The 26,365-nt window shown below is 53.1% G+C and carries 27 protein-coding genes; 15 read left to right on the top strand and 12 right to left on the bottom strand.

The annotated features are described in order from the left end of the window. Position 1: 1 nt before the first annotated feature. From kynA to kynB, 3 genes are all read right to left on the bottom strand, one after another. Entirely contained in the window at positions 2–856 is an 855-nt protein-coding gene (kynA, locus tag H8K43_RS08895) for a tryptophan 2,3-dioxygenase (RefSeq protein ID WP_162021211.1), read from the bottom strand. A 92-nt stretch (positions 857–948) separates the two neighbouring features. Further along, complete coding sequence (gene kynU, locus H8K43_RS08890) at positions 949–2,211, bottom strand: kynureninase (protein ID WP_186903508.1); 1,263 nt, start codon at positions 2,209–2,211, stop codon at positions 949–951. Between the two features lie 77 nt (positions 2,212–2,288). Further along, a complete protein-coding gene (gene kynB, locus H8K43_RS08885) occupies positions 2,289–2,927 on the bottom strand; it encodes an arylformamidase (protein WP_186903507.1) in 639 nt (212 codons plus the stop codon). Between the two features lie 191 nt (positions 2,928–3,118). Between kynB and H8K43_RS08880 the strand changes: the two genes are divergently transcribed. Both H8K43_RS08880 and H8K43_RS08875 read left to right on the top strand, forming a co-directional pair. Further along, positions 3,119–3,598: an Lrp/AsnC family transcriptional regulator gene (locus H8K43_RS08880; protein ID WP_162021283.1), complete on the top strand. Its 480-nt coding sequence runs from the start codon at positions 3,119–3,121 to the stop codon at positions 3,596–3,598. A gap of 126 nt (positions 3,599–3,724) precedes the next feature. Beyond that, positions 3,725–4,027, top strand: coding sequence for a cupin domain-containing protein (locus H8K43_RS08875; protein ID WP_186903506.1), 303 nt, complete (start codon positions 3,725–3,727; stop codon positions 4,025–4,027). A gap of 38 nt (positions 4,028–4,065) precedes the next feature. Here H8K43_RS08875 and H8K43_RS08870 read toward each other — a convergent pair whose 3' ends face one another. Continuing rightward, complete coding sequence (locus H8K43_RS08870) at positions 4,066–5,154, bottom strand: serine hydrolase domain-containing protein (protein ID WP_186903505.1); 1,089 nt, start codon at positions 5,152–5,154, stop codon at positions 4,066–4,068. Between the two features lie 114 nt (positions 5,155–5,268). On the opposite strand from H8K43_RS08870, the gene murJ reads away from it, so the two are divergent. Both murJ and H8K43_RS08860 read left to right on the top strand, forming a co-directional pair. Continuing rightward, positions 5,269–6,822 (top strand): murein biosynthesis integral membrane protein MurJ, encoded by a 1,554-nt coding sequence (murJ, locus tag H8K43_RS08865; protein ID WP_186903504.1) that lies wholly within the window; start codon positions 5,269–5,271, stop codon positions 6,820–6,822. Between the two features lie 178 nt (positions 6,823–7,000). After that, positions 7,001–7,507, top strand: a complete 507-nt coding sequence (locus H8K43_RS08860) for a hypothetical protein (protein WP_186903503.1) — start codon at positions 7,001–7,003, stop codon at positions 7,505–7,507. A 91-nt stretch (positions 7,508–7,598) separates the two neighbouring features. Here the strand turns inward: H8K43_RS08860 and ppnP are convergent, their stop codons facing one another. The 3 genes from ppnP to argF all read right to left on the bottom strand — a co-directional run bounded on the left by ppnP (position 7,599) and on the right by argF (position 10,366). Continuing rightward, positions 7,599–7,913, bottom strand: a complete 315-nt coding sequence (gene ppnP, locus H8K43_RS08855) for a pyrimidine/purine nucleoside phosphorylase (protein ID WP_162021204.1) — start codon at positions 7,911–7,913, stop codon at positions 7,599–7,601. A 127-nt stretch (positions 7,914–8,040) separates the two neighbouring features. Further along, positions 8,041–9,273, bottom strand: coding sequence for an argininosuccinate synthase (locus tag H8K43_RS08850; RefSeq protein ID WP_186903502.1), 1,233 nt, complete (start codon positions 9,271–9,273; stop codon positions 8,041–8,043). 175 nt (positions 9,274–9,448) lie between these two features. Beyond that, on the bottom strand, positions 9,449–10,366 hold the full coding sequence (gene argF / locus H8K43_RS08845; RefSeq protein WP_186903728.1) for an ornithine carbamoyltransferase: 918 nt from the start codon (positions 10,364–10,366) through the stop codon (positions 9,449–9,451). A 436-nt stretch (positions 10,367–10,802) separates the two neighbouring features. On the opposite strand from argF, the gene H8K43_RS08840 reads away from it, so the two are divergent. From H8K43_RS08840 to H8K43_RS08825, 4 genes are all read left to right on the top strand, one after another. Then, positions 10,803–11,462, top strand: a complete 660-nt coding sequence (locus tag H8K43_RS08840; protein ID WP_162021202.1) for an SGNH/GDSL hydrolase family protein — start codon at positions 10,803–10,805, stop codon at positions 11,460–11,462. 136 nt (positions 11,463–11,598) lie between these two features. Further along, positions 11,599–12,255 (top strand): DUF4397 domain-containing protein, encoded by a 657-nt coding sequence (locus H8K43_RS08835; protein WP_186903501.1) that lies wholly within the window; start codon positions 11,599–11,601, stop codon positions 12,253–12,255. Between the two features lie 20 nt (positions 12,256–12,275). Further along, a complete protein-coding gene (locus tag H8K43_RS08830; protein ID WP_186903500.1) occupies positions 12,276–13,673 on the top strand; it encodes an MBOAT family O-acyltransferase in 1,398 nt (465 codons plus the stop codon). Between the two features lie 9 nt (positions 13,674–13,682). Next, positions 13,683–14,828: an alginate O-acetyltransferase AlgX-related protein gene (locus H8K43_RS08825; RefSeq protein ID WP_186903499.1), complete on the top strand. Its 1,146-nt coding sequence runs from the start codon at positions 13,683–13,685 to the stop codon at positions 14,826–14,828. 114 nt (positions 14,829–14,942) lie between these two features. Here H8K43_RS08825 and rsgA read toward each other — a convergent pair whose 3' ends face one another. The 3 genes from rsgA to H8K43_RS08810 are packed head-to-tail and all read right to left on the bottom strand — an operon-like array spanning position 14,943 to position 17,489. Further along, positions 14,943–15,848 (bottom strand): ribosome small subunit-dependent GTPase A, encoded by a 906-nt coding sequence (gene rsgA, locus H8K43_RS08820; protein WP_186903498.1) that lies wholly within the window; start codon positions 15,846–15,848, stop codon positions 14,943–14,945. Then, a complete protein-coding gene (locus tag H8K43_RS08815) occupies positions 15,848–16,201 on the bottom strand; it encodes a 4a-hydroxytetrahydrobiopterin dehydratase (RefSeq protein ID WP_408058505.1) in 354 nt (117 codons plus the stop codon). The genes rsgA and H8K43_RS08815 overlap by 1 nt, the downstream gene beginning before the upstream one ends. A gap of 28 nt (positions 16,202–16,229) precedes the next feature. Continuing rightward, positions 16,230–17,489, bottom strand: coding sequence for a M48 family metallopeptidase (locus tag H8K43_RS08810; protein ID WP_186903497.1), 1,260 nt, complete (start codon positions 17,487–17,489; stop codon positions 16,230–16,232). Positions 17,490–17,528: 39 nt separating this feature from the next. On the opposite strand from H8K43_RS08810, the gene orn reads away from it, so the two are divergent. Then, positions 17,529–18,116 carry an oligoribonuclease gene (gene orn / locus H8K43_RS08805; protein WP_162021196.1) on the top strand — a complete coding sequence of 196 codons (588 nt, stop codon included), beginning with the start codon at positions 17,529–17,531 and terminating at the stop codon, positions 18,114–18,116. Between the two features lie 428 nt (positions 18,117–18,544). On the opposite strand, the gene H8K43_RS08800 is transcribed toward orn, so the two are convergent. Further along, positions 18,545–19,174 (bottom strand): hypothetical protein, encoded by a 630-nt coding sequence (locus H8K43_RS08800; protein ID WP_186903496.1) that lies wholly within the window; start codon positions 19,172–19,174, stop codon positions 18,545–18,547. Positions 19,175–19,772: 598 nt separating this feature from the next. Continuing rightward, positions 19,773–20,129 (bottom strand): FKBP-type peptidyl-prolyl cis-trans isomerase, encoded by a 357-nt coding sequence (locus tag H8K43_RS08795; protein WP_162021193.1) that lies wholly within the window; start codon positions 20,127–20,129, stop codon positions 19,773–19,775. Positions 20,130–20,398: 269 nt separating this feature from the next. Between H8K43_RS08795 and H8K43_RS08790 the strand changes: the two genes are divergently transcribed. The 6 genes from H8K43_RS08790 to H8K43_RS08765 all read left to right on the top strand — a co-directional run bounded on the left by H8K43_RS08790 (position 20,399) and on the right by H8K43_RS08765 (position 26,331). Next, a complete protein-coding gene (locus tag H8K43_RS08790; protein WP_186903495.1) occupies positions 20,399–21,373 on the top strand; it encodes a YVTN family beta-propeller repeat protein in 975 nt (324 codons plus the stop codon). 40 nt (positions 21,374–21,413) lie between these two features. Then, positions 21,414–22,199, top strand: a complete 786-nt coding sequence (locus tag H8K43_RS08785) for a polysaccharide deacetylase family protein (RefSeq protein WP_230403793.1) — start codon at positions 21,414–21,416, stop codon at positions 22,197–22,199. Continuing rightward, on the top strand, positions 22,199–23,179 hold the full coding sequence (locus tag H8K43_RS08780; RefSeq protein ID WP_186903493.1) for a sterol desaturase family protein: 981 nt from the start codon (positions 22,199–22,201) through the stop codon (positions 23,177–23,179). The genes H8K43_RS08785 and H8K43_RS08780 overlap by 1 nt, the downstream gene beginning before the upstream one ends. Continuing rightward, on the top strand, positions 23,176–24,081 hold the full coding sequence (locus tag H8K43_RS08775) for an EI24 domain-containing protein (RefSeq protein WP_186903492.1): 906 nt from the start codon (positions 23,176–23,178) through the stop codon (positions 24,079–24,081). Before H8K43_RS08780 ends, H8K43_RS08775 begins: the two co-directional genes overlap by 4 nt. Before the next feature lie 63 nt (positions 24,082–24,144). Next, positions 24,145–24,948 carry a competence/damage-inducible protein A gene (locus tag H8K43_RS08770; protein WP_186903491.1) on the top strand — a complete coding sequence of 268 codons (804 nt, stop codon included), beginning with the start codon at positions 24,145–24,147 and terminating at the stop codon, positions 24,946–24,948. 45 nt (positions 24,949–24,993) lie between these two features. Further along, positions 24,994–26,331, top strand: a complete 1,338-nt coding sequence (locus H8K43_RS08765) for a TAXI family TRAP transporter solute-binding subunit (protein WP_186903490.1) — start codon at positions 24,994–24,996, stop codon at positions 26,329–26,331. Positions 26,332–26,365 lie beyond the last annotated feature (34 nt).

The following is a 26,365-nucleotide window of genomic DNA, read 5'->3' as shown; positions in this document are numbered from 1 at the left end:
ATTATAAAGCGGTACGCAGCGCAAACAGCTCGGGGAACAGCACAACATCCAGCATTTTGCGCAGATAGCTGACACCAGCGGTGCCGCCGGTACCGGTTTTGAAGCCGATAATGCGTTCGACTGTCGTCACATGGCGGAAGCGCCAGATGCGGAATGCGGTCTCCATATCGACCAGTTTCTCAGCCAGTTCATACAGGCTCCAGTGTTGTTCCGGTGCCTGATATACCTGTAGCCAGGCCGCTTTCACCGATTCATTCATGGTCACTGGCTGGGTCCAGTCGCGTTCCAGACGGTCAGCATCTATCGTCAGACCCTGGCGTGCCATCAGGCGGATCGCTTCGTCGTAAATCGATGGCGTGCGCAGTGCATCATCAAGTGTCGCATGCACTTCCGGTTTGCTTTCGTGGACCGCCATCAGGGTGGCGTTCTTATTACCGAGCAGGTATTCGAGTTCGCGGTACTGATGCGACTGGAAACCGGATGAGGCACCGAGGTAAGGGCGGATCGCGGTGTATTCACTCGGTGTCATGGTCGCCAGGACATCCCAGGCATGTACCAGCTGGTCCATGATACGGGCGACCCGCGACAGCATTTTAAAAGCCGGCGGCAAATCATTGTCGCGAATCTGACGGCGCACCGCATGCAATTCATGCAGCATCAGTTTGATCCAGAGTTCGCTGGTCTGGTGCTGAATGATGAACAGCATTTCATTATGATTGGGCGACAGCGGATGCTGTGCACTCAGTACCTGATCCAGACCCAGGTAATCGCCATAACTCATGGATGAAGAGAAGTCGAGTTGGGCGCCATGCCAGGCCATAGGGCATTTGCCAGCGGATTCGTTGTGAGAGCTCATACTATTTTTCCTTAATTTGGGGCGGCATCGTGGCGCTGCAACTGAGGTGCGGCTGCTCACGATGCGGATTTGAATGAGTGGTCGCAGTGAACTCAGGTCACTGCATTCCTTTGTAAGTTCGTGTCGTAATCGCGCTGATCGAGGATGTCGCGCAAAGCTTCCACGGCATCCCAGACATCGGCAAAGCCAACATATAAAGGCGTGAAACCAAAACGCATGATGCCGGGTTCGCGGTAATCACCGACCACGCCGCGAGCAATCAAGGCCTGTATCACGGCATAGGCATGCGGATGTTCAAAGCTGGCCTGGCTGCCACGCTGTGCATGCGCGCGTGGTGTGACCAGTTTCAATGGATGGGATGCGCAGCGGCTTTCTGTCAGGGCGATAAACAGATCGGTCAATGCCAGTGATTTAGTGCGCAAAGCCTGCATCGAGGTTTTGCCGAACACATCCAGACCGCAGCCGACCAGGGCCAGCGAAATCATAGGCTGGGTGCCACACAGCGCGCGTCGTATGCCGGGGGTAGGGCTGAAATGCGGGTCCATCGCAAATGGGCTCGCATGTCCCCACCAGCCAGACAGCGGATGATGAAACTGCGCATGATGCTTGTGCGGCACCCAGATAAAGGCGGGCGCACCGGGGCCGCCATTCAGATATTTATAGGTGCAGCCAACAGCAAAGTCGGCGTTCGCCTCTTGCAGCTGCACTGGTACCGCACCGGCCGAGTGCGCCAGATCCCACAGTGCCAGTGCACCGTGCTGATGGACGAGTGCTGTCACTGCCTTCATATCGTGCAGATAGCCGGTGCGGTAGTTCACATGCGTGAGCATCACCAGTGCGGTTTTTTCATCGATCACACTGGCTAATTCTTCCGGATGATCGATCAATACAATCTGATAACCGCGATCCAGCCAGCGCGTGATGCCTTCTGCCATGTAGATATCGGTAGGGAAGTTGCTGCGCTCGGTAATGATGGTTTTGCGTTCTGTGTGTGCAGACTGCATGTGCAAGGCTGCGGCAATCGCTTTAAACAGATTGGCAGAGGTCGTGTCGGTCACCACGACTTCGCCTTTGTCGGCACCGATCAGCGGTGCCAGCTGATCACCGAGGGTCGAGGGTAAATCGAACCAGCCTGCTTTGTTCCAGCTGGTGATCAGGTCCTGGCCCCATTCCTGTTCTATGACCTGACGTGCACGTTCCAGCGAAGCTTTGGGACGCGCACCGAGTGAATTCCCATCCAGATAAATCATCCCTTCCGGTAGTAAAAAATCCTCGCGCAATGCGGCCAGTGCATCGCTGGCATCCATGCGCTCGCAATCGGCGCGGGTCAGTACGGTGTTGACTACGGTGCTCATGCTGCCTCCTGTTTCTATCGTTTCTATCAATTGTTCAGTGGTGGATGGTGAAAATATGGATGAATGATGTCTGGTCTTCAGCGCCGCAAAATCGCACGCACCGGACTGGCATCCAGACCGTGCAGCTTGAGTGGCAGGCATATCAGTTCATAGTCGCCAGCCTCGACCTGATCGAGCACGATGCCTTCCAGGATCGCCATCTGATGTGCCTTGATGCAGTGATGTGCATCCAGTGTTTTGGAATCCTGAGGATCGAGTGAAGGGCTGTCTATGCCTATCAGTTTGACGCCGTGCTGCGCGAGTAAGGCGATGGTGCTGGCGGCCACGCTGGGGAAGTTGCTGTCCCAGCTGCTTTGCGGTGCCTGGCTATAGCAGCGGAACAGCACGCGCGCCGGGATTGCGTTCAGATAGGGCTGCACATGCTCCGGCAGTACCTGAGCCGCGCCCTGGCAATCAATCACGCGACATGCCCCGAGGTAGGTGTGCAATGCCACTTCATCGATTGCGGCACCGTGGATATCGTAATGTGAGGGCGCATCGCAGTGTGCGCCGGTATGGGTAGACAGCGTGATTTTGCTGACCTTGACCGGGCAGCCATCGGCGATTTGCCAGATGGTTTCGGCCTGATAGGCGGTATCGCCCGGCCATACCGGTATGCCGGTTTTGATGGCGGGACTGATGTCCCAGATCTGGCTGCTATGCGTTGCGGTGGACATAAAAACTCCTGCAATTGAGTAGCAGTGATTTTATGCCGGATTACGTGACAATTTCTTGCAAATTGCACGGTGTAATTGAGATGCAGTCGAATATACTGCCAGATATAAACAATATTTGAAATTTTCCGCTAAATTTGTTTGCTGTGATGCAGCAAATGCAGTTTGAACCGGACCCGGATGAAAGCGAATACATGCAACTGGATGCGACCGACCTGAAAATTTTGCAGCAATTACAAACCGACGGACGTATCAGTAATCAGGAATTGGCAGATAAGGTGTTTTTATCCCCATCTTCGTGCCTGCGCAGAGTGAGAGCGCTCGAAGATGCAGGCATTATTCACCACTATTGTGCGGTGATTGATGCCACCAAAGTCGGGATAGAAGTAGAGGCATTTGTGCAGGTGACGATGCGGCGCGATGTGGAAGACTGGCACGAAAATTTCTCTAGGGCACTGCAGCAATGGCCGGAAGTCGTGGCGACTTACATCATCACCGGTGATGCGAATTACCTGCTGAAAGTACGTGCCAGGAATTTGAAACACTACTCTGGCTTTGTGCTGGAGCGTTTGTATAAAACCGCAGGTGTGCTCGATATACGCTCCAATATCGTATTGCAGACTTTAAAAGATACCCATCAGATTGCAGCAGAACTGATGCAAGACCAAGGCTGACAGCATGTGTAGATTTGGTGGTATCGAATTTGCTTAGTTGATTTGGTCAGCAAATGCTGGCCGCAAATAGAATGACGCTTGTGCTGTTCCTGTTCAATAGCTGTAATTAGTGATTGTGATTGAATTATGCCGCTGACTCATGTTAAATCCCGCGCCGCTGCGCTCCCTGATGCCTGGCAGAGTACCGTGCTGGGTAAAGCTGCCGGCGCCAGTCTGAAAGTATTGCGTATGGATGCCACTGGCTATCCTGAGCAAATGCATGATTTTGATCAGGGCTTGTTTGTGCTGGATGGACAATTGAATCTGGAATTGGATGGCAAGGTGATTTCGGTCAGGGCGGGGGAATTATTCATTGTCCCCGCCAGTAAAACCCATGCCGTCGCCAGAGGCAGCTTCGGCACTTTAATGATGATAGATAACGCTGCCTGATTGTAGTTATGTCCGGCAGCGAGTTATGCAGCAAGAACTCACTTCGCTTTAATCAAAGCACTCAGTAAGGCAACGGCCGGGCCTTGATTGGCCCAGGTCTGGGTCAGATCCAGATCACCATTGGTGCTGACCAGTATCAGTACATTACCGCTCGCAGTATCGACCAGATTCAAGATTCTTATTCCCGCTATCCAGCCCTGACGTTCAACGATCACCGTTGGCTTAGCCGCATCTGCGCCGCCGAACGGATAGACCCAGACGCCCAGCGCACCACCGGTGGCATTTGGCTTGAGCATCTCGCTGCGGGCTGCCGCAGACATCAGCTTGCCCTGTATGAAAGCGCGGTTCATTGCCAGCAAATCCTGCAGCGTGCCATAGCTGGAGCCCGCTGCGCCATAACTGGCGAAATTGACTTCCGGCTCGGGCTGGCCATTCAAGATGCCGTGTACGTGGCTGCGATTGTCTGGCATGGCTGCGTTATAGAGCCCGGATTGCTTCATGCCTGCGGGTTGGAAGATTCTTTTTTTGAGCAGTTGCGCAAAGCTCTGTTTATTCATGCGCTCCAGCAGCGCACCCAATACCATGTAGTCACAGTTATTGTAATCAAAGCTGCTGCCCGGGCTGGCCTTGAGTGGCTGGGCGCACACGCCGGTCGCAAATTCCTGCATATTGTCACCGCGTGCGGCCGAGGTCATGTGGAAGTCAGGAATCGCATTTTCATTGTAGAGCCCGGAATAATGCGTGAGCAGCTGACGCAGCGTGATAGCACGCGCATCCGCATTTGGATAATCCGGCCAATAGCTGCCTAAACTGGCATCCAGTTTGAGTTTGCCGGCATCCACTTCCTGCATCACCAATATTGCCGTCATTTGTTTGGTGATAGAAGCGAAGCGGAAGGTCTGATTCAGCTCGCCGAACTGCCCCATACTTTTTTGCAGTAAGACCTGATCGCCACGCGCGGCCAATACCGCGCCTTGAAAACCGGACTGGGCCAGCGCACTCGCTGCTTTTTCCAGGCCGCTGTTGTCGATAGCGTTGGCTGGCAGACAGAAGCTGGCGCTCAGCAGCAGGGCAGTCAGGAGACCCGGCAACTGCAGGGCACGGCGGTAGCGTGAAAAGACGGACATAAATGGACTCCGGAAGAACACTGCGGAAAAGAGCACTGCGGCTCGGCTGCCAGAGTGTACCAAATCAGGGGAAAAACGGAAGATTGTGCAGTGCAGAGGCTATAATGCTGGCCTATGAATTTACTAAAGACCCTCGTTTCTATCAGCGGCATGACCATGCTTTCCCGTATCACGGGGCTGGCACGCGACGTATTGATCACCACAAAATTTGGCGCAGACGGCATGACCGATGCGTTTAATACCGCCTTCCGCATTCCTAATTTGCTGCGCCGGCTGTTCGCTGAAGGCGCATTTGCGCAGGCCTTCGTGCCGATATTGGCGGAATATAAAACCCAGCAGGGTGAGCAAAAGACCAAAGAGCTGATCGATCATGTGGCGACCTTGCTGGTCTGGGCCTTAGTGCTGACCTGCGCGCTGGGCGTGGCAGGTGCACCGGCCATTATGTATGCGGCAGCCAGCGGTTTTATCGACCGGCCAGATGATTTTGCGGCCAGTGTGGTGATGACCCGCATTATGTTCCCTTACATAGGTTTTATGTCCATGGTGGCGCTGGCTGGCGGCATTCTCAATACTTGGCGTGAATTCAAGATCCCGGCCTTTACACCGGTGCTGTATAACCTGACGTCGATTGCGGCTTCGTTGTGGCTGGCTCAGCATTTGGAAACGCCGATTTACGCACTCGCGATTGCAGTCTTTGTCGGTGGTTTGCTGCAGCTATCGATACAGATACCGGCCTTGATACGGGTAGGGATGTTGCCACGTATAGGCTGGCGCTTAGGCACCGCCTGGCAGGATGCCGGCGTGCGCCGCATACTCAAAAATATGGCGCCTGCCGTGCTGGCGGTGTCTGCTTCACAAATCAGTATTCTGATCAATACCAATATTGCCACGTCTATGGTGCCGGGCAGTGTGAGCTGGCTGGCCAGCGCCGACCGTCTGATGGAATTCCCGACCGCGATACTAGGCGTGGCACTGGGTACGATACTGTTACCAGGGCTGTCTAAAGCGAATACTGATGGCGATAAAGAAGAATACTCGGCTTTGCTGGACTGGGGCTTGCGTCTGACCTTTTTGCTGGCGATGCCAGCCGCAGTGGCGCTCGCAATTATCCCGGAAGCGCTGACTGCGACCTTATTCCATCAGGGTAAATTCAGTGATCATGCAGTGCATATGACGGCTAATGCCTTGCTTTCGTATGGCATCGGTCTGATCGGTCTGATCCTGGTGAAGATACTGGCACCCGGCTTTTATGCGCAACAGAATATCCGCACGCCGGTCAAAATCGCCCTGTCAGTGATGGTCGCCACCCAATTGATGAACCTGATTTTCGTGCCCTGGTTCGCGCATGCCGGGCTGGCACTGTCGGTCGGTCTGGGCGCCTGTGTGAATGCGGGTTTGCTGTACACCGGTTTGCGCCGTCGCGGCATTTATCAGCCACGCGCTGGCTGGCTGCCCTTCTTCATCAAACTCGCTGCAGCCTTGCTGATCATGGCCGCCACCTGTTCCTGGATTTCAGATCAGTTCCCATGGCTGGAAATGAAATCCACGCCGTATCTGCGCGCGATGATTATGTGTGGCCTGGTACTGATTTCGGCCGGTGTGTATTTTGCGGCACTCGGTATCATGGGTTTCCGCTTCAAAGATTTCCGCAAAACGTCCAAAGCCTGATCCGGCACAATTACCAGGATCGCATACATCTGCTTACAAATGCTTGCGATCCTGCGGTCATCCGCTTTCATCCGGGCGGCGTTAACTCTGAACTCATGCTGAACTCACGCTGCACTCAAGCAGCACTCTTGTAGCATGTGAGCTGCATAACAGCGCAACCCGGACAAGGACAGAAATCATGAAAGCGTCTGCATTCTTCATCGCCTTATCGCTGGCCGCAGCCAGTCTTTCAGGCACTTCCCCCGCCCAGGCCAGCGATATCGGCGTCTCGGTAGCTGTCGGCGATCCTGGCTTTTACGGCCGGCTGGACATAGGCAATACCATGCGCCCACAACTGGTGTATGAACGTCCGCTGCTGGTCAGCCGGCCTCCTGTGTATATCGAACAACCACTGTATCTGCGCGTACCACCCGGCCATATCCATCAATGGTCTCACCATTGTTATCGCTACGATGCCTGCGGCCGCCAGGTCTATTTTGTGCAGGATAACTGGTACCAGACTGTGTATGCGCCGTCCTATCGGCGTTATGCACCGGCACCCGTTTATGGCTGGGACCGCTATGAGGACAGGCGCTACCGCGATGATCATCGACGCTGGGAGCATGAACGCAGGGAAGAACGGCGTGAATGGCGCCGGGAAGAACATGGCCGTGAACACGGCCACGGGCACCGGCGTGATGACTAAGGCATATGCCTAAGCTGTTTGAGATTCAAGCTGAAGCGGATGCACGCTATCCGGCTTCAGCCTGAAATTAGCAGTCGCGTTATTTGCTGCTTCAAATGAAATGACACACGTAGTCCAGGGTTTCCAGCGTTTCTATCTCAAAGCTGGAATTCGCCGCTACCTGAAATTGCTGGCCGGCCTGATATTCCTGCCAGTCCTGACTGCCTTGCAGACGTATGCGGCATTTACCGGCATTCAGTTCCATGATTTCTGCTGCTGCGGTGTTAAACACTAAGGTGGATGGGAAAATCACACCCAGGGTTTTTTTACTGCCGTCTGCGAACAGCACGGTGTGGGAAACGCATTTGCCATCAAAGTAGAGATTGGCTTTTTTAACGATACTGACCTGATCAAACTGTGTGCTCATGACTAGTCCTGAAAAAAAATGTTCAGCGCAAAGTGAAAGCGCCGGTAATTGAAAGACGAAATAACAGACAAAAAAATGCCCGCATCAGGCAAAGATGCGGGCATTTTCATATCGCATAATGTAGTGCTTACTGACCGCGTTTTGCACGCGCGTTGGCGGCGATACGCATACGCAGTGCATTGAGCTTGATAAAGCCGCCAGCATCAGCCTGATTGTAGGCGCCGCCGTCTTCATCAAATGTCGCGATATTCATGTCAAACAGCGAGTCGGTTTTCGAATCGCGTGCCACGGTAATCACATTGCCTTTATACAGCTTGATACGTACCCAGCCATTGACGGTTTGTTGGGTATGGTCGATCAGCGTTTGCAGTGCAACGCGTTCCGGTGCCCACCAGTAGCCGTTATAAATCAGGCTGGCGTAACGTGGCATCAGGTCATCTTTCAGATGCGCGACTTCACGGTCCAGTGTGATGGATTCAATCGCACGGTGCGCGCGTAGCATGATGGTGCCGCCTGGCGTTTCATAGCAGCCACGGGATTTCATACCGACATAACGGTTTTCGACCAGATCCAGGCGACCGATGCCGTGTTTGCCGCCCAGGCGGTTCAGTTCGGTCAGCACAGTGGCAGGGGACATGCGTACGCCGTTCAGGGCTACGATGTCGCCGCGTTCAAATTCGATGTCCAGGTATTCCGGTGCATCCGGTGCCTGTTCCGGGCTGACGGTCCAGCGCCACATGCTTTCTTCGGCTTCGGCACTTGGGTTTTCCAGATGACGGCCTTCGAAGCTGATGTGCAGCAGGTTGGCATCCATGGAGTAAGGTGCACCGCCGTTTTTGTGTTTCATGTCGATATCGATGCCTGCGTCTTCTGCATATTTGAGCAGTTTTTCACGCGACAGCAAATCCCATTCACGCCAAGGCGCGATGATTTTCACTCCAGGCATCAGCGCATAGGCACCGAGTTCAAAACGTACCTGATCATTGCCTTTGCCTGTCGCACCGTGCGAGATCGCATCCGCACCGGTTTCTTTCGCGATTTCGATCAGGCGTTTTGCGATCAGCGGACGCGCGATGGAGGTACCCAGCAGGTATTCACCTTCATAAATGGTATTGGCGCGGAACATAGGGAAAACAAAGTCACGCACGAATTCTTCGCGTACATCGTCGATGTAGATGTTTTCCGGCTTGATGCCGAATTTCAGGGCCTTGGCACGGGCCGGTTCCAGCTCTTCGCCCTGACCCAGATCCGCAGTGAAGGTCACGATTTCACATTGGTAATTGTCTTGCAGCCATTTCAGAATAACGGAGGTATCCAGACCGCCGGAATAGGCGAGGACGACTTTCTTAATATCGCTCATGTTGTACTTTCTGTTAATAGTGTTATGCCAAGCGAAAAACCTCTCAACACAGAGGCACGGAGACTAGGAGAAAAACAGGAGAACGGCAAATGCATTTCCAATTGAATCCTAAGCTTTTCTCTGTGCTTCCTCTGAGTCTCTGTGTCTCCGTGCTGAGAGGTTTTCGTAAATTTTTTTATCCTTCGATCTTGCCCACCACCAGATATTCGAGCAGCGCTTTTTGCACGTGCAGGCGGTTTTCTGCTTCATCCCACACTACAGATTGCGGGCCGTCGATCACACCGGCAGATACTTCTTCGCCTCGGTGCGCAGGCAGACAGTGCATGAACAGGGCATCCGGATTCGCGCGTGCCATCTTGGCCTCATCCACGATCCAGCCGTCAAAGGCTTTCAGGCGAGCTTCGTTTTCGGCTTCATAGCCCATGCTGGTCCAGACATCGGTATTCACCAGATCCACGCCGGCACAGGCATCGGACGGATTGTCAAACAGGGTGTAATGCGCAGTATCTGTACCCACCAGCGACATATCCATCTCATAGCCTTTCGGTGTCGAGACATGCAGGTGGAAACCGAACACCTGTGCTGCCTGCAGCCAGGAGTACAGCATATTATTGGCGTCACCGATCCAGGCCACTTTTTTGCCTTCGATAGAGCCACGGTGTTCTATATACGTGAACACATCTGCCAGGATCTGGCAGGGATGATGCTGATTGGTCAGGCCGTTAATCACGGGTACACGCGAATTGGCGGCGAATTTTTCTATCATTTCCTGCTCGAAGGTGCGGATCATGATGATGTCGCACATGCGCGACATAACCTGACCTGCATCTTCCACCGGCTCTCCACGGCCGAGCTGACTGTCACGCGTATTCAGATAAATCGCAGCACCACCAAGCTGATGCATGCCAGCCTCAAACGACAAGCGGGTACGGGTAGAGTTTTTTTCGAACACCATCACCAGCGTACGGTCGACCAGCGGATGATAGGTCTGATAAGCCTTGAAGCGCTGCTTGATAATGCGCGCACGCTGCATCACATATTCAAATTCTGAGCGGGTGAAATCGGAGAATTGCAGGAAGTGTTTGATAGCCATAAATAAAACGGGCAGCATGGGGCATGCCGCCGCCTGTCATAACTGCTTAATTATAAGGGATTAAATTCTCTTTCCCATACGAAATTCAGGAAAAAGCAATTTAAGACGTAATAGTGCCGTGAATATGAATTATTTACGAATTATTCATGCGTATTGCACGAATTATTCACGGACTATTATGACTTGGTCAGTATATTTGCGTACCGGAGCAACTTACTCCAGATTGTCAATTCTAGTCAATTGGTAAAAAAACTTAATTCAATATGGAAATGTTGCCTGTTTGCCAGTAGCAAATGAGCGCATCATATTTATAATTGTGCGCAATTCCCGAAATGTTTGTTCCATGCCGAAATAAAGTGTAATTCGCTGGCGGCCGGTTCAACATGAGGTCGGGAATACATCAGATTAATCAGCACCACTTTTTTGAGTCGATACTATGAGCGCACTGTTAGCCGGACTGACCGTCCTGATCATTGGCGATAGCCACATGTCCACCCCTGATTATCTGATCACGACTTTGCATGATGATCTGATGAGCAAAGGCGCGGTGGTGTATTCCTTCGGCGCCTGCGGTGTGGCGGCCGGTGACTGGATGGTGAAAAGCCAGTCCTCCTGCGGCGGTGCGGTACGTCTGAAAGATGGCCCGGTCGAGGTCAAAACCGGTCAGGATGCCATGACACGTCCTTTCAATGAACTGGTTAAAACCTATAAACCCAATCTGGTGGTGGTCGTCAACGGTGACACCATGGCTGGTTATACCCAGCCTGAGCTGCAGAAAACCTGGATCTGGCAACAGGTATCACGTCTGACTAAGGGCGTCAAAAATAATGGCGTGGCCTGCGTCTGGGTAGGTCCGGCCTGGGGTACAGAAGGCGGCAAATTCAACAAGACTTATGCGCGCGCCAAAGAAATGTCCGGCTACTTGTCTGAAATCGTCGCACCATGCACCTATGTGGATTCGCTCAAGCTGTCCCAGCCTGGGGAGTGGGGCTCAATCGATGGCCAGCATTTTGATAATGCGGGCTATAAATCCTGGGGCACAGCGATCGGTAATGCGATCAGCACACCAGCGATTATCAATACCATCAAGCGTTAAACCGTCTTTCGGACGCAATGCCAGCCAGTCCTGCGTGATGCATGGACTGGTTGCATAACAAAAAGAAGCTAGCAAGCTGACATCAGCCGAATACATCTGCTGGCAACCGGAATGCCACCGAACCCTGAACCTTATCATGAAAAAATTTGCCCTCAGCTGCATCACACTGGCGCTTTCTCTCAATGCCTATGCGGATAATCCTTTATATGAGACCGGTCCCGGTCAGGATTCTTCATTTGTGCGCTTTCTGAATGCCGCCAGCGACAAAGCCAGTGTAGTCAATGGCAGTGCCAAAGTGGCGCTGGGTGCACAGACTGATAACCGGGTATCGCGTTTTTATCCGGTCAAAGCCGGTGATAAGCTGAGCGCGACGGTACAGGTCGGCAATCACAAAACAGCGATTGATGTCGTTGCCAAGCCCGGTGAATTCATCACTATCGCCATCGTCAATAAAGGCAATGCTCTCGACAGCCTGATCGTGCGCGAGTCGCCTACTGATTTCAATGCCAATCGCGCTTCCATTTCCTTGCTCAATGCCGATCCTGCCTGTCCTGCTGCTGGCCTGAACGGTGGTGCTAAAGGTGCTTCGGTGTTCGAGAATGTGGCGACAGGTACTACCCAGCGTCGTCTGGTGAATGCAGTCAAACTCAGCGTGCAGGCACAATGCAATAAGGCCGATACCGGTGCTGCCGTGGACATGGGCCAGTTGCAGGCGGGAGAACGTTACAGCGTGATCGTGATTCCGTCTAAAAAAGCGCAGCAAGTCTTCTTCGTGCGCGACAGCACATCCTGATCTGACACCGGACCGCAGCTATGGTATTTGCCTCGCTTGAGTTTCTGACTCTGTTTTTGCCCTTGTTCTTTGCCCTGTACCTGGTCACACCGCAGAACTACCGCAACCATACGCTGCTGGTCGGCAGCTGGATTTTTTATGCCTGGTGGACGCCTAAGTTCCTGATCCTGATCATCGCGCTGACCCTGTTGGCCTGGGGCGCAGCGATCCTGATCGACAAAACCCAGGATGAAAAATGGAAGACACGCTGGATGGCCTGGGCTATCGTGCTCAACCTGGCCTCGCTGGTCTGGTACAAGTACACCAATATGCTGGTGTCCACGCTCAATGAATTCCTGACCGGACGCCAGATGGAAGCACTGCCGTGGGAGCATGTGATGCTGCCCATCGCCTTGTCATTCACGGTGTTGCACGCGATTTCCTATGTGGTGGATGTGCGGCGCAAGGTGGTACCGGCGCAGTATGATGTACTGGCGTTTTCTGCGTATATGGCGATGTTCCCGCATCTGATAGCCGGGCCTATCGTACGTTACAAAGTCATCGATAAGGAATTGCGCGAACGCGTATTTTCGATGGAGAAGTTCTCGCTTGGTGTGCGTCGCTTCATGATAGGTTTTTCCATGAAGGTGCTGATTGCCGATACGCTGGCACCGGTGGTGGCGCTGTGTTTCGGCCTCAAACATCCCGGCTTCTGGGATGCCTGGATAGGCTGCATCGCCTATACCTTCCAGCTGTATTTTGATTTTGCCGGTTACAGTGCGATGGCCATCGGGCTGGGCCTGATGCTGGGCTTTCATTTCGAAGAGAATTTCAATAACCCATATCTGGCGGTATCGATACAGGACTTCTGGCGCCGCTGGCATCAGACTTTGTCGTCCTGGTTAAGGGACTACCTGTACATCAGTCTGGGTGGTAACCGTCAGGGACCTTTACGCACTTATGTCAATCTGATGCTGACCATGGCAATCGGTGGTTTATGGCATGGTGGCGATAACTGGAATTATCTGATCTGGGGCATTATTCAGGGCACGGCCTTGTGCTGTGACCGTGCGTTTACCCAGCGTGGTTACTCTATGCCGGATTATGCCTCGCGTGCACTGACTATGCTGACCGTGATGTTCGCCTGGACTATCTTCCGCGCCAGTGGTTTTGACAGTGCACTCGGCATGTGGGCCGGTCAGCTTGGCTTACACGGTTTCGGCATACAGGATGAAGTGATCCTGGCGCTGCGTCCTATGATTATCCTGACCTTCCTGATTGGTTTGCTGTGCGTGGTCTATCCGGCCACACCGATTGCGAAACGTGGTGGCCTTGGCGTGATGAGCTGGAGCATGCTGTGGCCAGTGCTGACTTTCAGCTATGGCGTGATCGTGCTGGCGGGTCAGAAGGCCGTTCCCTTCCTGTATTTTCAGTTTTAAGAGGCTGATATGAGTGAAGCATTTATCTATCGCCCTGAACGTGCCGGACTCTGGAAATACCTGCCGGCGGCTGCGTTTGCGGCCATCACGCTGGGTGGTTTTGCTGTTGGTATTCAGACCCTGCGTGCGATTCCGGCTGACAAATGGAGTGAGATGGCCGACTGGAAAAAAATCGCACAAGGCGAATCCACACGCATCCTGACATCGCAACTGAACGAAAAATTCATCTTCAGCAAAGCCTTTGCGGCGACCGAACGCGCGGTTAGCTGGAACCTGGCGCGTGATACCGGCGCTCAGATCAGGCCCGGATGTACCGGCTGGTTTTTTCTGACCGATGAATTGACCAGTTTCGATGGCGCGGCCCAGAACGCCAAAGCACGTGCCTGGATGGTAGGGCAGGTGGCAACACTGCTCAAAGCGCAAGGCATACCGCTGGTAGTGGCCGTGGTGCCGGACAAGGCGCGCATGGAAAGCAGCCATACTTGTGGCATGTATCGTCCGGCTGCTTTTGGTACGCGTATGGATCAGTGGATAGGTGAATTACAGCAGGCGCAGGTGCCCGTGTTGGATTTGCGCTTGCCGCTGCAGGCTGTGAGCGGTGAGCGTTATTACCGCACCGATTCGCACTGGAATGAAGCCGGTGCCAACGCGGTCGCCGCTTATATTGCGACCCAGTTACGCCAGAAACAGTGGATCAGCTCAGACGCCGCACCGCTCAATGCAGACAGCGTGAAGAGCCGTCAGGGCGAACGCATGGGCGATTTGTATAAAGTCTCCAGCCTGGAAGATCTGCCAGCCTGGGCCAGACCAGCGACTGAAATCACTACCCTCAGCGAAGTTGCACCGGTGGTGGTGAATAGCGATGATTTGTTTGGTGACAGCGGTTTACCCGCCTTGTCGCTGATCGGTACTTCGTTCAGCCTGCGTGGTAATTTTGTGCCTTTCCTGAGCCGTCATGTCGGTGCGCCGGTTGCAAATCTGGCGAAAGATGGTGGTGCTTTCCACGGCGCTGCGCAAGCCTACTTCCATAGCAAGGAATTCAGTCAGGAAGCCCCTAAGCTGGTACTGTGGGAAATCCCGGAGCGCATGATACAGCGCCCGTTCGAACCCAAAGAACGCGCCTGGTTTGAACGTCTGCGTCAGGGTAAACTCTGATGTTGACTTTGACTCTGCATTAAGCACGGTGCGGAGTTTCATGGAAAAAACGGCAGCCAGACTCAGTCTGCTGCCGTTTTTTTCAGAAACGCTGACTCGCGCCAGCTAAACGCCTCAATACCCTATGGTTTGCTTAGATTCATGCACCAGTTGTTCGAACAATTCGTGGCGCATGCTGCTGATCTCGCCATCGCTGATCGCGGCCAGGATGGCGCAGCCAGGTTCAGTGTGGTGATGGCAGTTATAGAAGCGGCACTTACCCAGATGCGGTACAAATTCCGGAAAGGCGCGTTCCAGCATGCCTTCGCTCAGATGATGCAGACCAAACTCCTGAAAACCCGGTGAATCGATCACATAGGACTGTGCATCGAGCTGATACAGACGGGTGAAGGTAGTAGTGTGTTTGCCTGTATCCAGCGCAGCTGAAATTTCACGGGTGGCGATATCGGCGTCCGGTATCAGCAGATTAATCAGCGAAGATTTACCCATGCCGGATTGACCGATCAGGATGGTGCTTTGACCGCGTGTCAGCGTTTCCAGCAACACGCGGGTTGCTTCAGGCTGCTCTTTGGCTGACACTTCATGCACAGGATAGCCGAGTCCCGCGTACAGTCCGGCGCGCTCTCTGGCCTTATCGAGGGAAGCGGTGACGTCGGTTTTATTCAGTATCAGCACAGGTTGTATGCCTGCCGATTCGGCGGCCACCAGGGCGCGCGATACCAGGTCATCGCTAAAGCTGGGCTCAGTCGCGATCACGATCAGCAATTGCGTCAGATTGGCCGCCAGCATTTTTGATTTGTACTGATCCGAGCGATACAACAGGGTTTTGCGGGTGGTGATGGCTTCGATCACGCCCTGATTTTTCGAGGTCAGCGCAAACTCGACCACATCGCCGACTGACACATCACTCTTTTTGCCACGCGTGACGCAGTGCAGTTTATGCTGCTCGCCATCCAGTTCCGCCTGTATCAGGTAATGCCGGCCATGCGCGGCGATCACCAGTCCTTGTAAGTGTGCCATCAGGAAAAGCTTTGCTCGAAAATCGCGTCGACCTTGGCCGCGCAAATAAAGTCATTGACTGAAATGCCGCCTTTGCCGTCGTTCACGGTATGGGTGTCGAAGCGGATCAGGCAGCGGTTATAGGTGACCACCAGTTCAGGATGGTGATCTTCAGCGTGGATCACATAGGCGATCGCATTGATGAAGGCCAGGGTTTCATAATAATTTTTGAACTGATAGGTCTTCACGATACGCGGGCCATCCTGGCTCCAGCCCGGCGTCGCCGCAAAATAAGCGCTGAGTTCCGCATCCGCCAGTCCGGTTTCTGTATGCTGGGATTTGAGTGCGAGTAAGTCGGCAGTTTTCATCATCATTCCTTCAAAGTAGTCTCAGGGCTGCGCTTCACTGTGCGGCCAGCAAATGCTGGATGCGGATCGCGGCCGGTGGGTGGGAGTCATAGAATGCAGAGTGTAAAGGGTCGGGCGTCAGCGTCGATGCGTTATCGTCATACATTTTGACCAGCGCCGCAATCAGATCCTGCGCACTCGCATGTTTAGCGGCAAAGGCATCGGCTTCAAATTCATGCTTGCGCGAGCTGATCGCTGCCAATGGCGACAGCAGGAAAGTAAATACCGGCAGCACCAGCATAAACAGCAACAGCGCCATCGCATCATTTTGCGCCAGTAACAGCGGATCAACGCCCAGGCCGGTATAGAACCATACCTGCTGCTTCAGATAACCGAGCAAAGCCAGAAAACCCAGTGAAAAAACAAACATCACGCTGATACGCTTGACGATGTGGCGCAGTTTGAAATGCCCCAGTTCATGCGCCAGCACGGCTTCGATTTCAGCCGGACTCAGCTTTTCGATCAGGGTATCGAAAAACACGATGCGCTTTGCTGCACCGAAGCCAGAGAAATAGGCATTGCCATGTGCGCTGCGCTTAGAGCCATCCATCACAAACAAACCCTTAGAGGCAAAACCGACTCTGGCCATCAAGCCTTCAATACGGCTGCGCAAGCTGTCATCTTTCAGCGGCGTGAAGCGATTGAACAGCGGTGCGATGAACGTTGGGTAGATCAGCATCATCAGGAACTGAAAGCCAGTCCAGACCAGCCAGGTGTACAGCCACCACAGCTCACCGGCCGAGGCCATCAGCGTCAGCACCAGCCACAACAGCGGCGCACCTATCGCTGCGCCCAGCAGGCTGCTTTTGATCAGGTCACGCACAAACAGCGAGCGTGTCATTTTATTAAAGCCGAATTTTTCTTCGACCACAAACTGCGAATAGTAAGCAAATGGCAAGTCCAGCACGCCCGTGATCAGCGCAAATGCGGCAAACAGGCTGAGCTGGTACAACATGCCTGGCCCGGTGATGCCCGCGATGGTGACCGACAGCCATTGCAGCCCGCCAAACAGCGTGAAGCCCAATAACACCGGCACATTCAGCATCAGCATCAGCAAGCCCAGCTTGGTCTTGGTCACAGTGTAGTCGGCCGCTTTCTGATGCGCGGCCAGACTGATTTTTTCGGCGAATTGCGCTGGCACGCTATCGCGCTTGCTCAGGATGTGGCGGATATGGCGTGCGCTGAGCCAGAACTGCAAGCACACAGAAATCAGCAAAAAGCCGATGAAGAAAACCGAAAAGCTGACAGAATTCATGGGAAAATGTGACATTCGTAAAAAAGCTAAGGAAGAATTATGTCACAAGCGACCGATATGCAAGCAAACAACGCAGCAGCAGCGCGCGCCAATGAGCTCAATCTGATCTGGGTAGACATGGAAATGACTGGTCTGGACCCGGACAATGACAGAATTATCGAAGTCGCCGTCGTGGTCACCGACTCAGAACTCAATGTACTGGCAGAAGGCCCGGTGTTTGCGATTCATCAGTCTGATGAAACCCTCGATAAAATGGATGCCTGGAACAAAGGCACGCACGGCCGCTCCGGTTTGATCGACCGCGTTAAAGCCTCCACAGTCAGCGAAGCCGATGCCGAGCAAGCCCTGATCGACTTCCTCAAAGTCTGGGTACCGGCCGGCAAATCGCCAATGTGCGGCAACTCCATCTGCCAGGACCGCCGCTTCATGGCGCGCGGCATGCCTAAGCTGGAAGCCTTCTTCCACTACCGCAATCTGGATGTATCCACCCTCAAAGAATTATGCCGCCGCTGGAAACCAGAGCTGCTGGCCGGATTCAAAAAACACCAGAAACACACCGCGCTGGCCGACATCGTGGAATCCATAGAAGAACTCAAGTACTACCGCCAGCATTTCATTAAGGAGTAAGCCAGCGGCTGTTTTCAGCGTTGGCCTGCACTGCAGCTATCGTATGTTGCGGGTGTGATCGCAGCGTAGTGGCGATAAAAAAGCTACCCGGTTTTATGGGGTAGCTTTTTTGTTGGGTGTTAGTTTTGTGGCAGCTACAAATTGTTCTCAGTTGCCTTTGATTTGAGTTGCCCTTGACTATCTCCATGTGTATGAATTTTATTGGAGAGTAAACATCGCTTACACCTAGGTATGGATGGTAATGAAAATTGTCTTATTGCAATTAAAATGTCGCAGCGAATATTTAATACTTCAGAAGTACCTGTTGATTAAACCTAAGCACGCTAATTTTAGAAGAAAGCACAAGGAGCACTTTAAGGAAATTTAATGTTATTTTTTCTTCGTAAATCACAATGCACGTAAACAGAATTTCAAGCTAGTTAGATTTCTCATGTGTCTTTGTGATCGTGAATTAGTCCTTGCCAAAAAAAATTTAACTCTTTTGCAAGCAATGAAAAAGTCACTTTTATTTCTTTTAGGTCATGTATGTGAAGACGCGATTTGCAATATGGTAACTGGGGGTTTCCAATAAATAATTTGCGTTTTTCGTTAGCTGATTCCCGTCCATAAAATACGGTGTTATGAGCTAGCTGATTCCTGCAACGAGAATGTCTTATAGTTTTTTCGCGTAATGTATTCCAGTTATCGTGGAGTTCTTTGTCTGATTGCTTTGAGCTTTTTACTAAAGCATCAACCAAATCTAACTTCGCACGAAAGCCCGTAGTCGAATAAAAAACAGATGCTGCTGCTTCATACGTTGGTGATTGCAATAAGAAAATAAATATGCTGAGCAAATTAATTTCTACATTCGACCACGCGGAAAAGCACTCACCATACGCAGTATAGAATTGCTCATAATCCTGACGCTCAGGGAATGATGTAATTGGAACTTCACGATCTGACGTGGGGCCAATCGGCGTAAAGTACATTTGTGCTTCCATTTGCATAGATAGTTCTATATTAAAAGAGTAAAGTTGATATTTTAGTTTTGGAATAATAGGACTGTTTGCACTACCCAATCAATCTGCTGCCGAGCCCCGATTCCGGCTTACCTACAGCTGACTGTCTTATGCTCGACCTGTTTTAACCAAGCGACTTTACCGATCAGCAAATTGGGCTCTTTCTTCCAACTCTCAGTCGTCTCTATGCAGCCATTTTTTTCTTTGGTTAGGTAGGAGCGCGGATACCCGTCGGGTGGCGTGTCGCCTACTGCGAGTAAGCTGTCGTTGGGGGAGGCGTAGTAGTTCGTGGTGGTAGAAGTGCAGGCAGTTGCAGAGCATGCGGCGATACTCAGGACAACTGTTTTTAGCAAGAAGGTGTGCAGCCAGGAGGCTTGATTTGACGCGCGAAGTGTAGGCATAGTGGCTTTCCAAGTGTGCTTGAATCCAGTCTGAGTTATCCGGGAAGGATGTTCAGGATCTTTACGATGTGTCAAGCTGGTTAATTTAGCATGTTTGTGCAAAAAATAACAATATTTCCCCGCCACCACACAAACCCCACACCAAAAAAAACGTCTGCCAGTTGCGCACAACGGGCAGACGTTTTATAGGCTGAGTTGCTGGCTCTACGCTGTTAGCTGGGCCAGCAGCGTCAGGGCTTAGCGAACAGGCCAGAGGCTTATACGCCCAGCAGTTCTACTTCAAAAATCAAAGTGGCATTTGGAGGGATCACGCCGCCTGCGCCGCGTGGACCGTAGCCCAGGCTGGAAGGGATAGTCAGGATGCGGGTGCCGCCGATTTTCATGCCTTGTACGCCTTCATCCCAGCCCTTGATCACATGTCCTGCGCCCAGTGGGAAAGAGAATGGATCGTTGCGGTCTTTGCTGGAATCGAATTTTTTGCCAGCAGAGCCGTCCGGGTTTTGCAACCAGCCGGTGTAGTGCACCACGACGTGGTTACCAGCTTGCGCTTCTGCGCCTTCGCCGACAACTTTGTCTTCATATTGCAAACCGCTGACGGTAGTAATAGTGCTCATGGTTTCTCCTCAATCTAAAAAATGTGGCGCAATTGTAGATCAAAAGTCCGCAGCAGATGGCGCGTGCAGGCCGAAATGTCGCCAGCAGCCAGTATTTATGCGGGGTTTTGAAAACTAATTTTTGTGAAATAGCGTAAATTTATCGGGATAAGCGCTTGATTTTGCTCAAGTTAGCGGCAAAAGCAGAAAAACCATGTACAGAAACAAAAACTATGTCGTCTTTGCACGGTAAAATGCGGACTTGATTCTTTTATTTGCGGTCTTCTTTCATGCGTAGTCGTTCCTTGCTGGCGTCTTTACTGGTTGCTTTCCTCGTTCCATTTGCTGCTCCTGCAGTGCATGCCAATGTGGTGGTGGTACTTAACTCCCGTGATGCCACGGTCAGTTTGCTGGATCAGCAAACGTATAAAGAAATCAGTACCTTCCCTATCGGTAAAGAACCGCATCATCTGATGGCGACGCCGGACAACAAGTCGTTGATCGTGGCCAATGCCGTTGGTGATGAACTGGTGTTCCTCGATCCTAAGACCGGTCAGATTCAACGTCGTATCAGCGATATCGCCGATCCGTATCAGATTGGTTTTTCACCGGATCAAAAATGGTTTGTGTCGAATTCCCTGCGCCTCGATCGCGTCGACTTTTACCGCTATGACGGCAAAGATCTGAAACTGAGCAGCCGCGTGCCGCTCGCAAAATTGCCTAGCCATATGGCCTTTGATGCGGCCAGCACTACGGTGTTCATCACCCAGCAGGGCAGCGATCAGGTGTCGGCGATTGATCTGGCGACCCAAAAAGTGAAATGGACACTCCCGGTTGGCAAGCTGCCAGCGGGTATCGTGATGACACCGGATGATAAATATCTGTTGGTTGGCATCATGGGTAAGGATTATGTGGAAGTGATCGACTGGCGCGCGCAGAAAACGGTGAAGCGTATCAAGGCCGGTGTCGGTACGCATAACTTCCGTGCGCTGGGCGATAAGCGTCATATTTTTGTGTCTAACCGCACTTCGAATGAAATTAACATCCTGGATCAGCAAACCCTGGAAATGGTAGGCTCAATTCCGGTTCCGGGTGGCCCTGATTGTATGGAAGTCAGTCAAGACGGCAAAACCCTGTGGGCGACGCTGCGCTGGATTAAAAAAGTCGCCGTGGTCGATATCCCCAGCCGCAAAGTGATCAAGCTGATCCCGGTTGGCCGTTCACCGCATGGTGTGTATTTTGCGAACCGTGCCGGCAATATGTAAGGCAAAGTGTAAGGCAAAGGCAGGGCTGGCCGCAGCCCTGTTGTGTTTCAGCGCCGCCGCTCTGGCGGCTGATGCGCAGTTGCCAGGCACTGCCACCGCTAATGTCGCCAACGCGGCTAGCAAGGCCTGTCGCGGCACCATCTATCTGACTTTCGATACCGGCAGCCAGTCGCAAGCCGAATTCATCGCCAGCACCCTCAGAAAATACCGTATCAAAGCCAGTTTTTTTCTGGCCAATGAAAAGACCACACGCGGTGATTATTCACTGTCGCCGGAATGGGCTGGCTATTGGAAGCAACTGGTGGCCGATGGCCATGCTTTTGGCAGTCACACCTTTGATCACGTCTATGTGCAGTCGGATGCGCCAGATGGCCGCATACGGCTGAAGCCCCAGTTCGGCGCTCAGGCTGGGCAGAGTCTGCTATGGACCCCGGCACAATACTGCGAAGAGCTGAAGCGGGTAGACCAGCGTTTCCTGCAACTCACAGGTCAGCATCTGGACCCATACTGGCGCGCGCCCGGCGGCAAGCTGACACCTGGTCTGAGTGCAGCCGGTGCAGCCTGTGGCTATGCGCATGTGGGCTGGGCACCAGCCGGGTTTTCCGGGGATGAGTTATCGAGTGAGAAATTCAGTAATGCCAGCCTGTTACAGCGCATGCTGAGAGACCTTAAAGATGGTGACATCGTGATGGCCCATCTGGGCATTTGGTCACGTCGCGATCCCTGGGCACCGGCCAATCTGGAACCATTAATTCAGGGCTTGCAGCAGAAATCCTTTTGTTTTGCTACGCTACGCGAGCATCCACTTTATCGTTTGAAAAAATAATGAATGTCTCTGATTTGCTGACCAATAGTCAGGCTTGGATTTTCGAAACCATGGTACAGCCCGCCATGTTTTTTCTGGGCCTGGGTGAATTTGTAGAAGATGCCTTTGAAGGCGTGGAATGGTTTGTACTCGGCGTGCTGCAACTGATCGTGCTCTACCTGGTATTGCGCCCGCTGGAAGCCTGGATACCGGTGCATACGATCACCGACCGGCGCGCGCGCTGGAATGATTTCATTTACACCGCATTACACAGACTGGGTGCGTTTTCGATTGCGGTGTTTTTCATCCTTGATCCGGTGCTGGACCATATCACCGCGCTGCTGCATCTGCAGGGGGTGAATCCGCTGCATCTGGAGCATCTGTGGCCGGGCTTTTTACAGTACCCGGCGCTGCTGTTCCTGGCTTACCTGGTGGTGCTGGACTTTTTTGACTACTGGTACCACCGCGCCGAGCATCATTTCAATTGGTGGTGGGGGCTGCACAGCCTGCATCATAGTCAGCGCAATATGAATCTGTGGAGCGATAACCGCAATCACTTGCTGGATGACTTTATCCGCGATATCTACATGGGTGTGATTGCGATTGTGATCGGCGTCGAGCCGCGTCAGTACGTGATGCTGGTGATGGCGTCGCAAATGCTGCAAAGCCTGCAGCATGCCAATGTACGTATCCATTTCGGAAAAATCGGTGAATACCTGCTGGTGTCGCCACGCTTTCATCGCCTGCACCATGCGATAGGCTTAGGTCATGAAAGTGAAGGTAAGGGCACGCTGGGCGGACATAATTTTGCGGTCTTGTTCCCGGTCTGGGATGTGCTGTTTGGTACCGCCTTATTCCAGAAAGAGTTTGTCGTGACTGGCATCCGGGATCAGTTACCGGCGCCGGAAGGCAGCGCCAGAAACTATGGGCAGGGTTTCTGGTCTCAGCAATACCTGGGCATCAAACGTATGCTGGGATTGGAAAAGGAAAACCACTCATGAATATCGCTGCAGTCGGTCTGGCCTGGGGGCGCGCAGTCGCCGCCCAGCTGCACTATCGTATGCTATTGCTCACGCTGCTGCCGTTTCTGGCTGCACTGGTGATCTGGGGCTGCGTGATTGGTTTTGGGCTGCAGGCGCTGATCGATTTTGTGCAGCAATGGTTAGGCAGCCATAACAGTTTTCAGACTGCCGGTGAAATACTGACGGCGCTCGGACTGCTGAGCTTTAAGGCGCTGGTGGTGCCTTTACTGGCAATGTGGTTGCTGCTGCCTTTGATGGTATTTACCGCGCTGAGTTGTATCGCCCTGTTCGCGATGCCTGCGATAGGTCGCCATGTCAGCAGCCGCCATTATCCTGCGCTGGAACTCAGACATGGTGGATCTTTGCTGGGTAGCATCGCCCACTCCATGAGCTCATTTGTGATTTTTCTGCTGCTGTGGTTGCTGAGCCTGCCGCTGATGTTTCTGCCGCCGCTGAACCTGGTGCTGCAGCCGCTGCTTTGGGGTTGGCTGACTTACCGTGTGATGAGCTATGATGCGCTGGCGGATTTTGCTGATGCCGATGAGCGCCGTGCACTGGTGCGCGAGCATCGCTGGTCGTTGATACTGATCGGTACCATCGCCGGTTTGTTTGGCGCAGCGCCTGGTCTGTTATGGCTGGGCGGGGTCTTGTCCTTCCTGTTATTGCCACTGATTGCGGGCGTCGCGGTGTGGTTATATGTGTTTGTGTTTGTCTTCACCGGACTCTGGTTTCAGCATTACTGCCTGGCTGCTTTGCAGGCTTACCGGCGTAAGCAGGAACCGGTGCTCGATACCAGGCTGGATAGCCGCAAGCCAGACACAGGCGACGAGGCCACCAACGGTCCGGCCAGCAAACCAGCGTTTCCGGCTATCCGCAATTAAGAGATTGACTGCTTAACTGACCGATTGAATAACTGATTGAATAACTGACAGGGCGGAGACAATATGGGCTTTGGTGTAATTATCATCGGCGATGAAATCTTATCCGGCAAACGGCAGGACAAACATTTAAGCCGCGTGATCGCAAGCCTGCAGCAACGCGGTCTGCAACTCGACTGGGCGGAATATGTGGGCGATCAGCCTGAGCGCATCATCGCGACTCTGCGGCGTAGTTTCGCCTCGGGTGACATTGTGTTTTCGACTGGCGGCATCGGTGCCACGCCGGATGACCATACCCGTCAATGTGCAGCGGCTGCGCTGGATTTGCCTATTGTTCTGCATCCTGAGGCTAAAGTCTGCATACAGCAACGCATACAGAGCATGGCGGCCGAGGCCGGACAGACTGTGGATCTGGACAGCCCGGACAATTTGCAGCGGCTGAAGATGGGCGAATTCCCGCAGGGCGCGGCGCTGATTCCTAACCCTTACAACAATATCCCCGGCTTTGCGATTCAACACCATTACTTCGTGCCCGGCTTTCCGGTGATGGCCTGGCCGATGATAGACTGGGTGCTGGATACCCATTATCCGCACCTGTTCCATCAACAGCCAAAAGCAGAAAAAGCGGTGCTGGTGTACGACGCCATCGAATCTGTACTGACACCGCTGATGGAACAGCTGGAGCAGGATTTTCCTTTGATAAAAATCTTCAGTCTGCCCAGCGTGGCGACCGCGACAGAACGCCGTCATATCGAGCTGGGCGTGAAGGGCGATCCACAACAAGTGGATGCGGCTTTTCAGGTGATGTTAAGCGGCCTCGATGCGCTGCAGTCTGAATATGTGCCAGCGCCTTTGCAGGCTAAAGACTGATCAGGCTGATCAGACTGTGCGCACCACATAAACTGATCTGGACTGATGCAGAAAATTAAATTCACCCTGTTTTCGCTGCGCGCCTTATTGCTGGCGGCTTTGCCCTTCATTCTGACAGCAGTCGTGGTGTGCGGCCTCGCTTACTGGCTGGTGGACCCGGCACCACCGCGTGTGATCGATATGTCGACCGGCCCGGCCAACAGCGCCTATGCACGCTTTGCGCAGTTGTATGCGCAGGAGCTGGCAAAAAATAAGATCACTTTGCGGCTGCAGACTTCAGAAGGTTCACAGGAAAATTTTGACCGCATCCGCAGTCCGGATTCGCAAATCGAAGTCGGCTTCGTGCGTAGCGGTTCCACCGATCCTGACAGTGCACAGGAGCAGGGCCTGATCTCTTTGGGCAGTCTGTTTTACGAACCAATCTGGGTGTTTTACCGTTCGCGTCAGGAACTCAGCAATCTCAGTCAGTTTAAAGGCAAGCGCATCAATCTGGGCGCGGAGGGCAATGGCATAGGGCGTATTTTCAGCCAGATACTGGCGGCCAATCATTTGCAGGAAGCCGATGTGCAGATACAGCGCTCACCCGATCAGGATGCGGCTGAGGCCTTGCTACGCGGTGACACCGATGTGCTGGTACTCAGCGCAGGCAGCGATTCGCCGCTGGTGCTAAGGCTGATGCAAAGCAGCGGCATACGCCTGTTTGATTTCGTGCAGGCCGAAGCCTATACCCGCCGTTTTCCCTATCTGTCCCAGGTCACGCTGGCGCGCGGCATGATTGATATCGGCAAAGATATTCCGGCGCGCGATTATCATCTGATCTCGCCGACGGTGACCCTGGTTGCGCATGAAAGCCTGCATCCGGCGCTGATCGCCTTGCTGCTGCAAGCCGCACAGAAAATCCATAGCCGCGCCGACTGGCTCAGCCATCGCGCTGAATTCCCTTCAGATCGTTATACCGAAATTCCGGTCTCGGCGGATGCCGAAAAATTCTATCAGCATGGCATACCGGTACTGCAGCGTTATCTGCCTTTCTGGATTGCGAATTTCATCGAGCGTATGTGGTTTGTGATCGTGGCGCTTGGTGCCTTGTTATTGCCACTGTCGAAAATTATTCCGCCGCTGTATGTGTGGCGTATCCGTTCGCGTGTGTACCGCTGGTATGGCCAGTTACGTCTGGTGGAGCAGGTGATGGACGAGTTGCCGCCGACTGGACGTACTCAGCTGCTGCAACAGCAACTGAGCCGGCTGGATGAGATCGAGGATAAGGTCAACCGCATCAGCATTCCCTTATCCTACGCCGAAGAGCTATACGGCTTGCGCAGTCATATCGACTTCGTGCGCAAACGCGTACTCAGTCTGATAGCAGAGCCGCCACCGGCCTGATGTCTGTAAAACTGTGCAGGCTGGCCACCTCTGC

The sequence above is a fragment of the Cognatundibacterium curvum genome (genome assembly GCF_014284235.1).
GTDB lineage: Bacteria > Pseudomonadota > Gammaproteobacteria > Burkholderiales > Burkholderiaceae_D > Undibacterium > Undibacterium curvum.
Note: the sequence above shows the minus strand (reverse complement) of the source record. Positions and strands in the feature narration are given on the sequence as shown.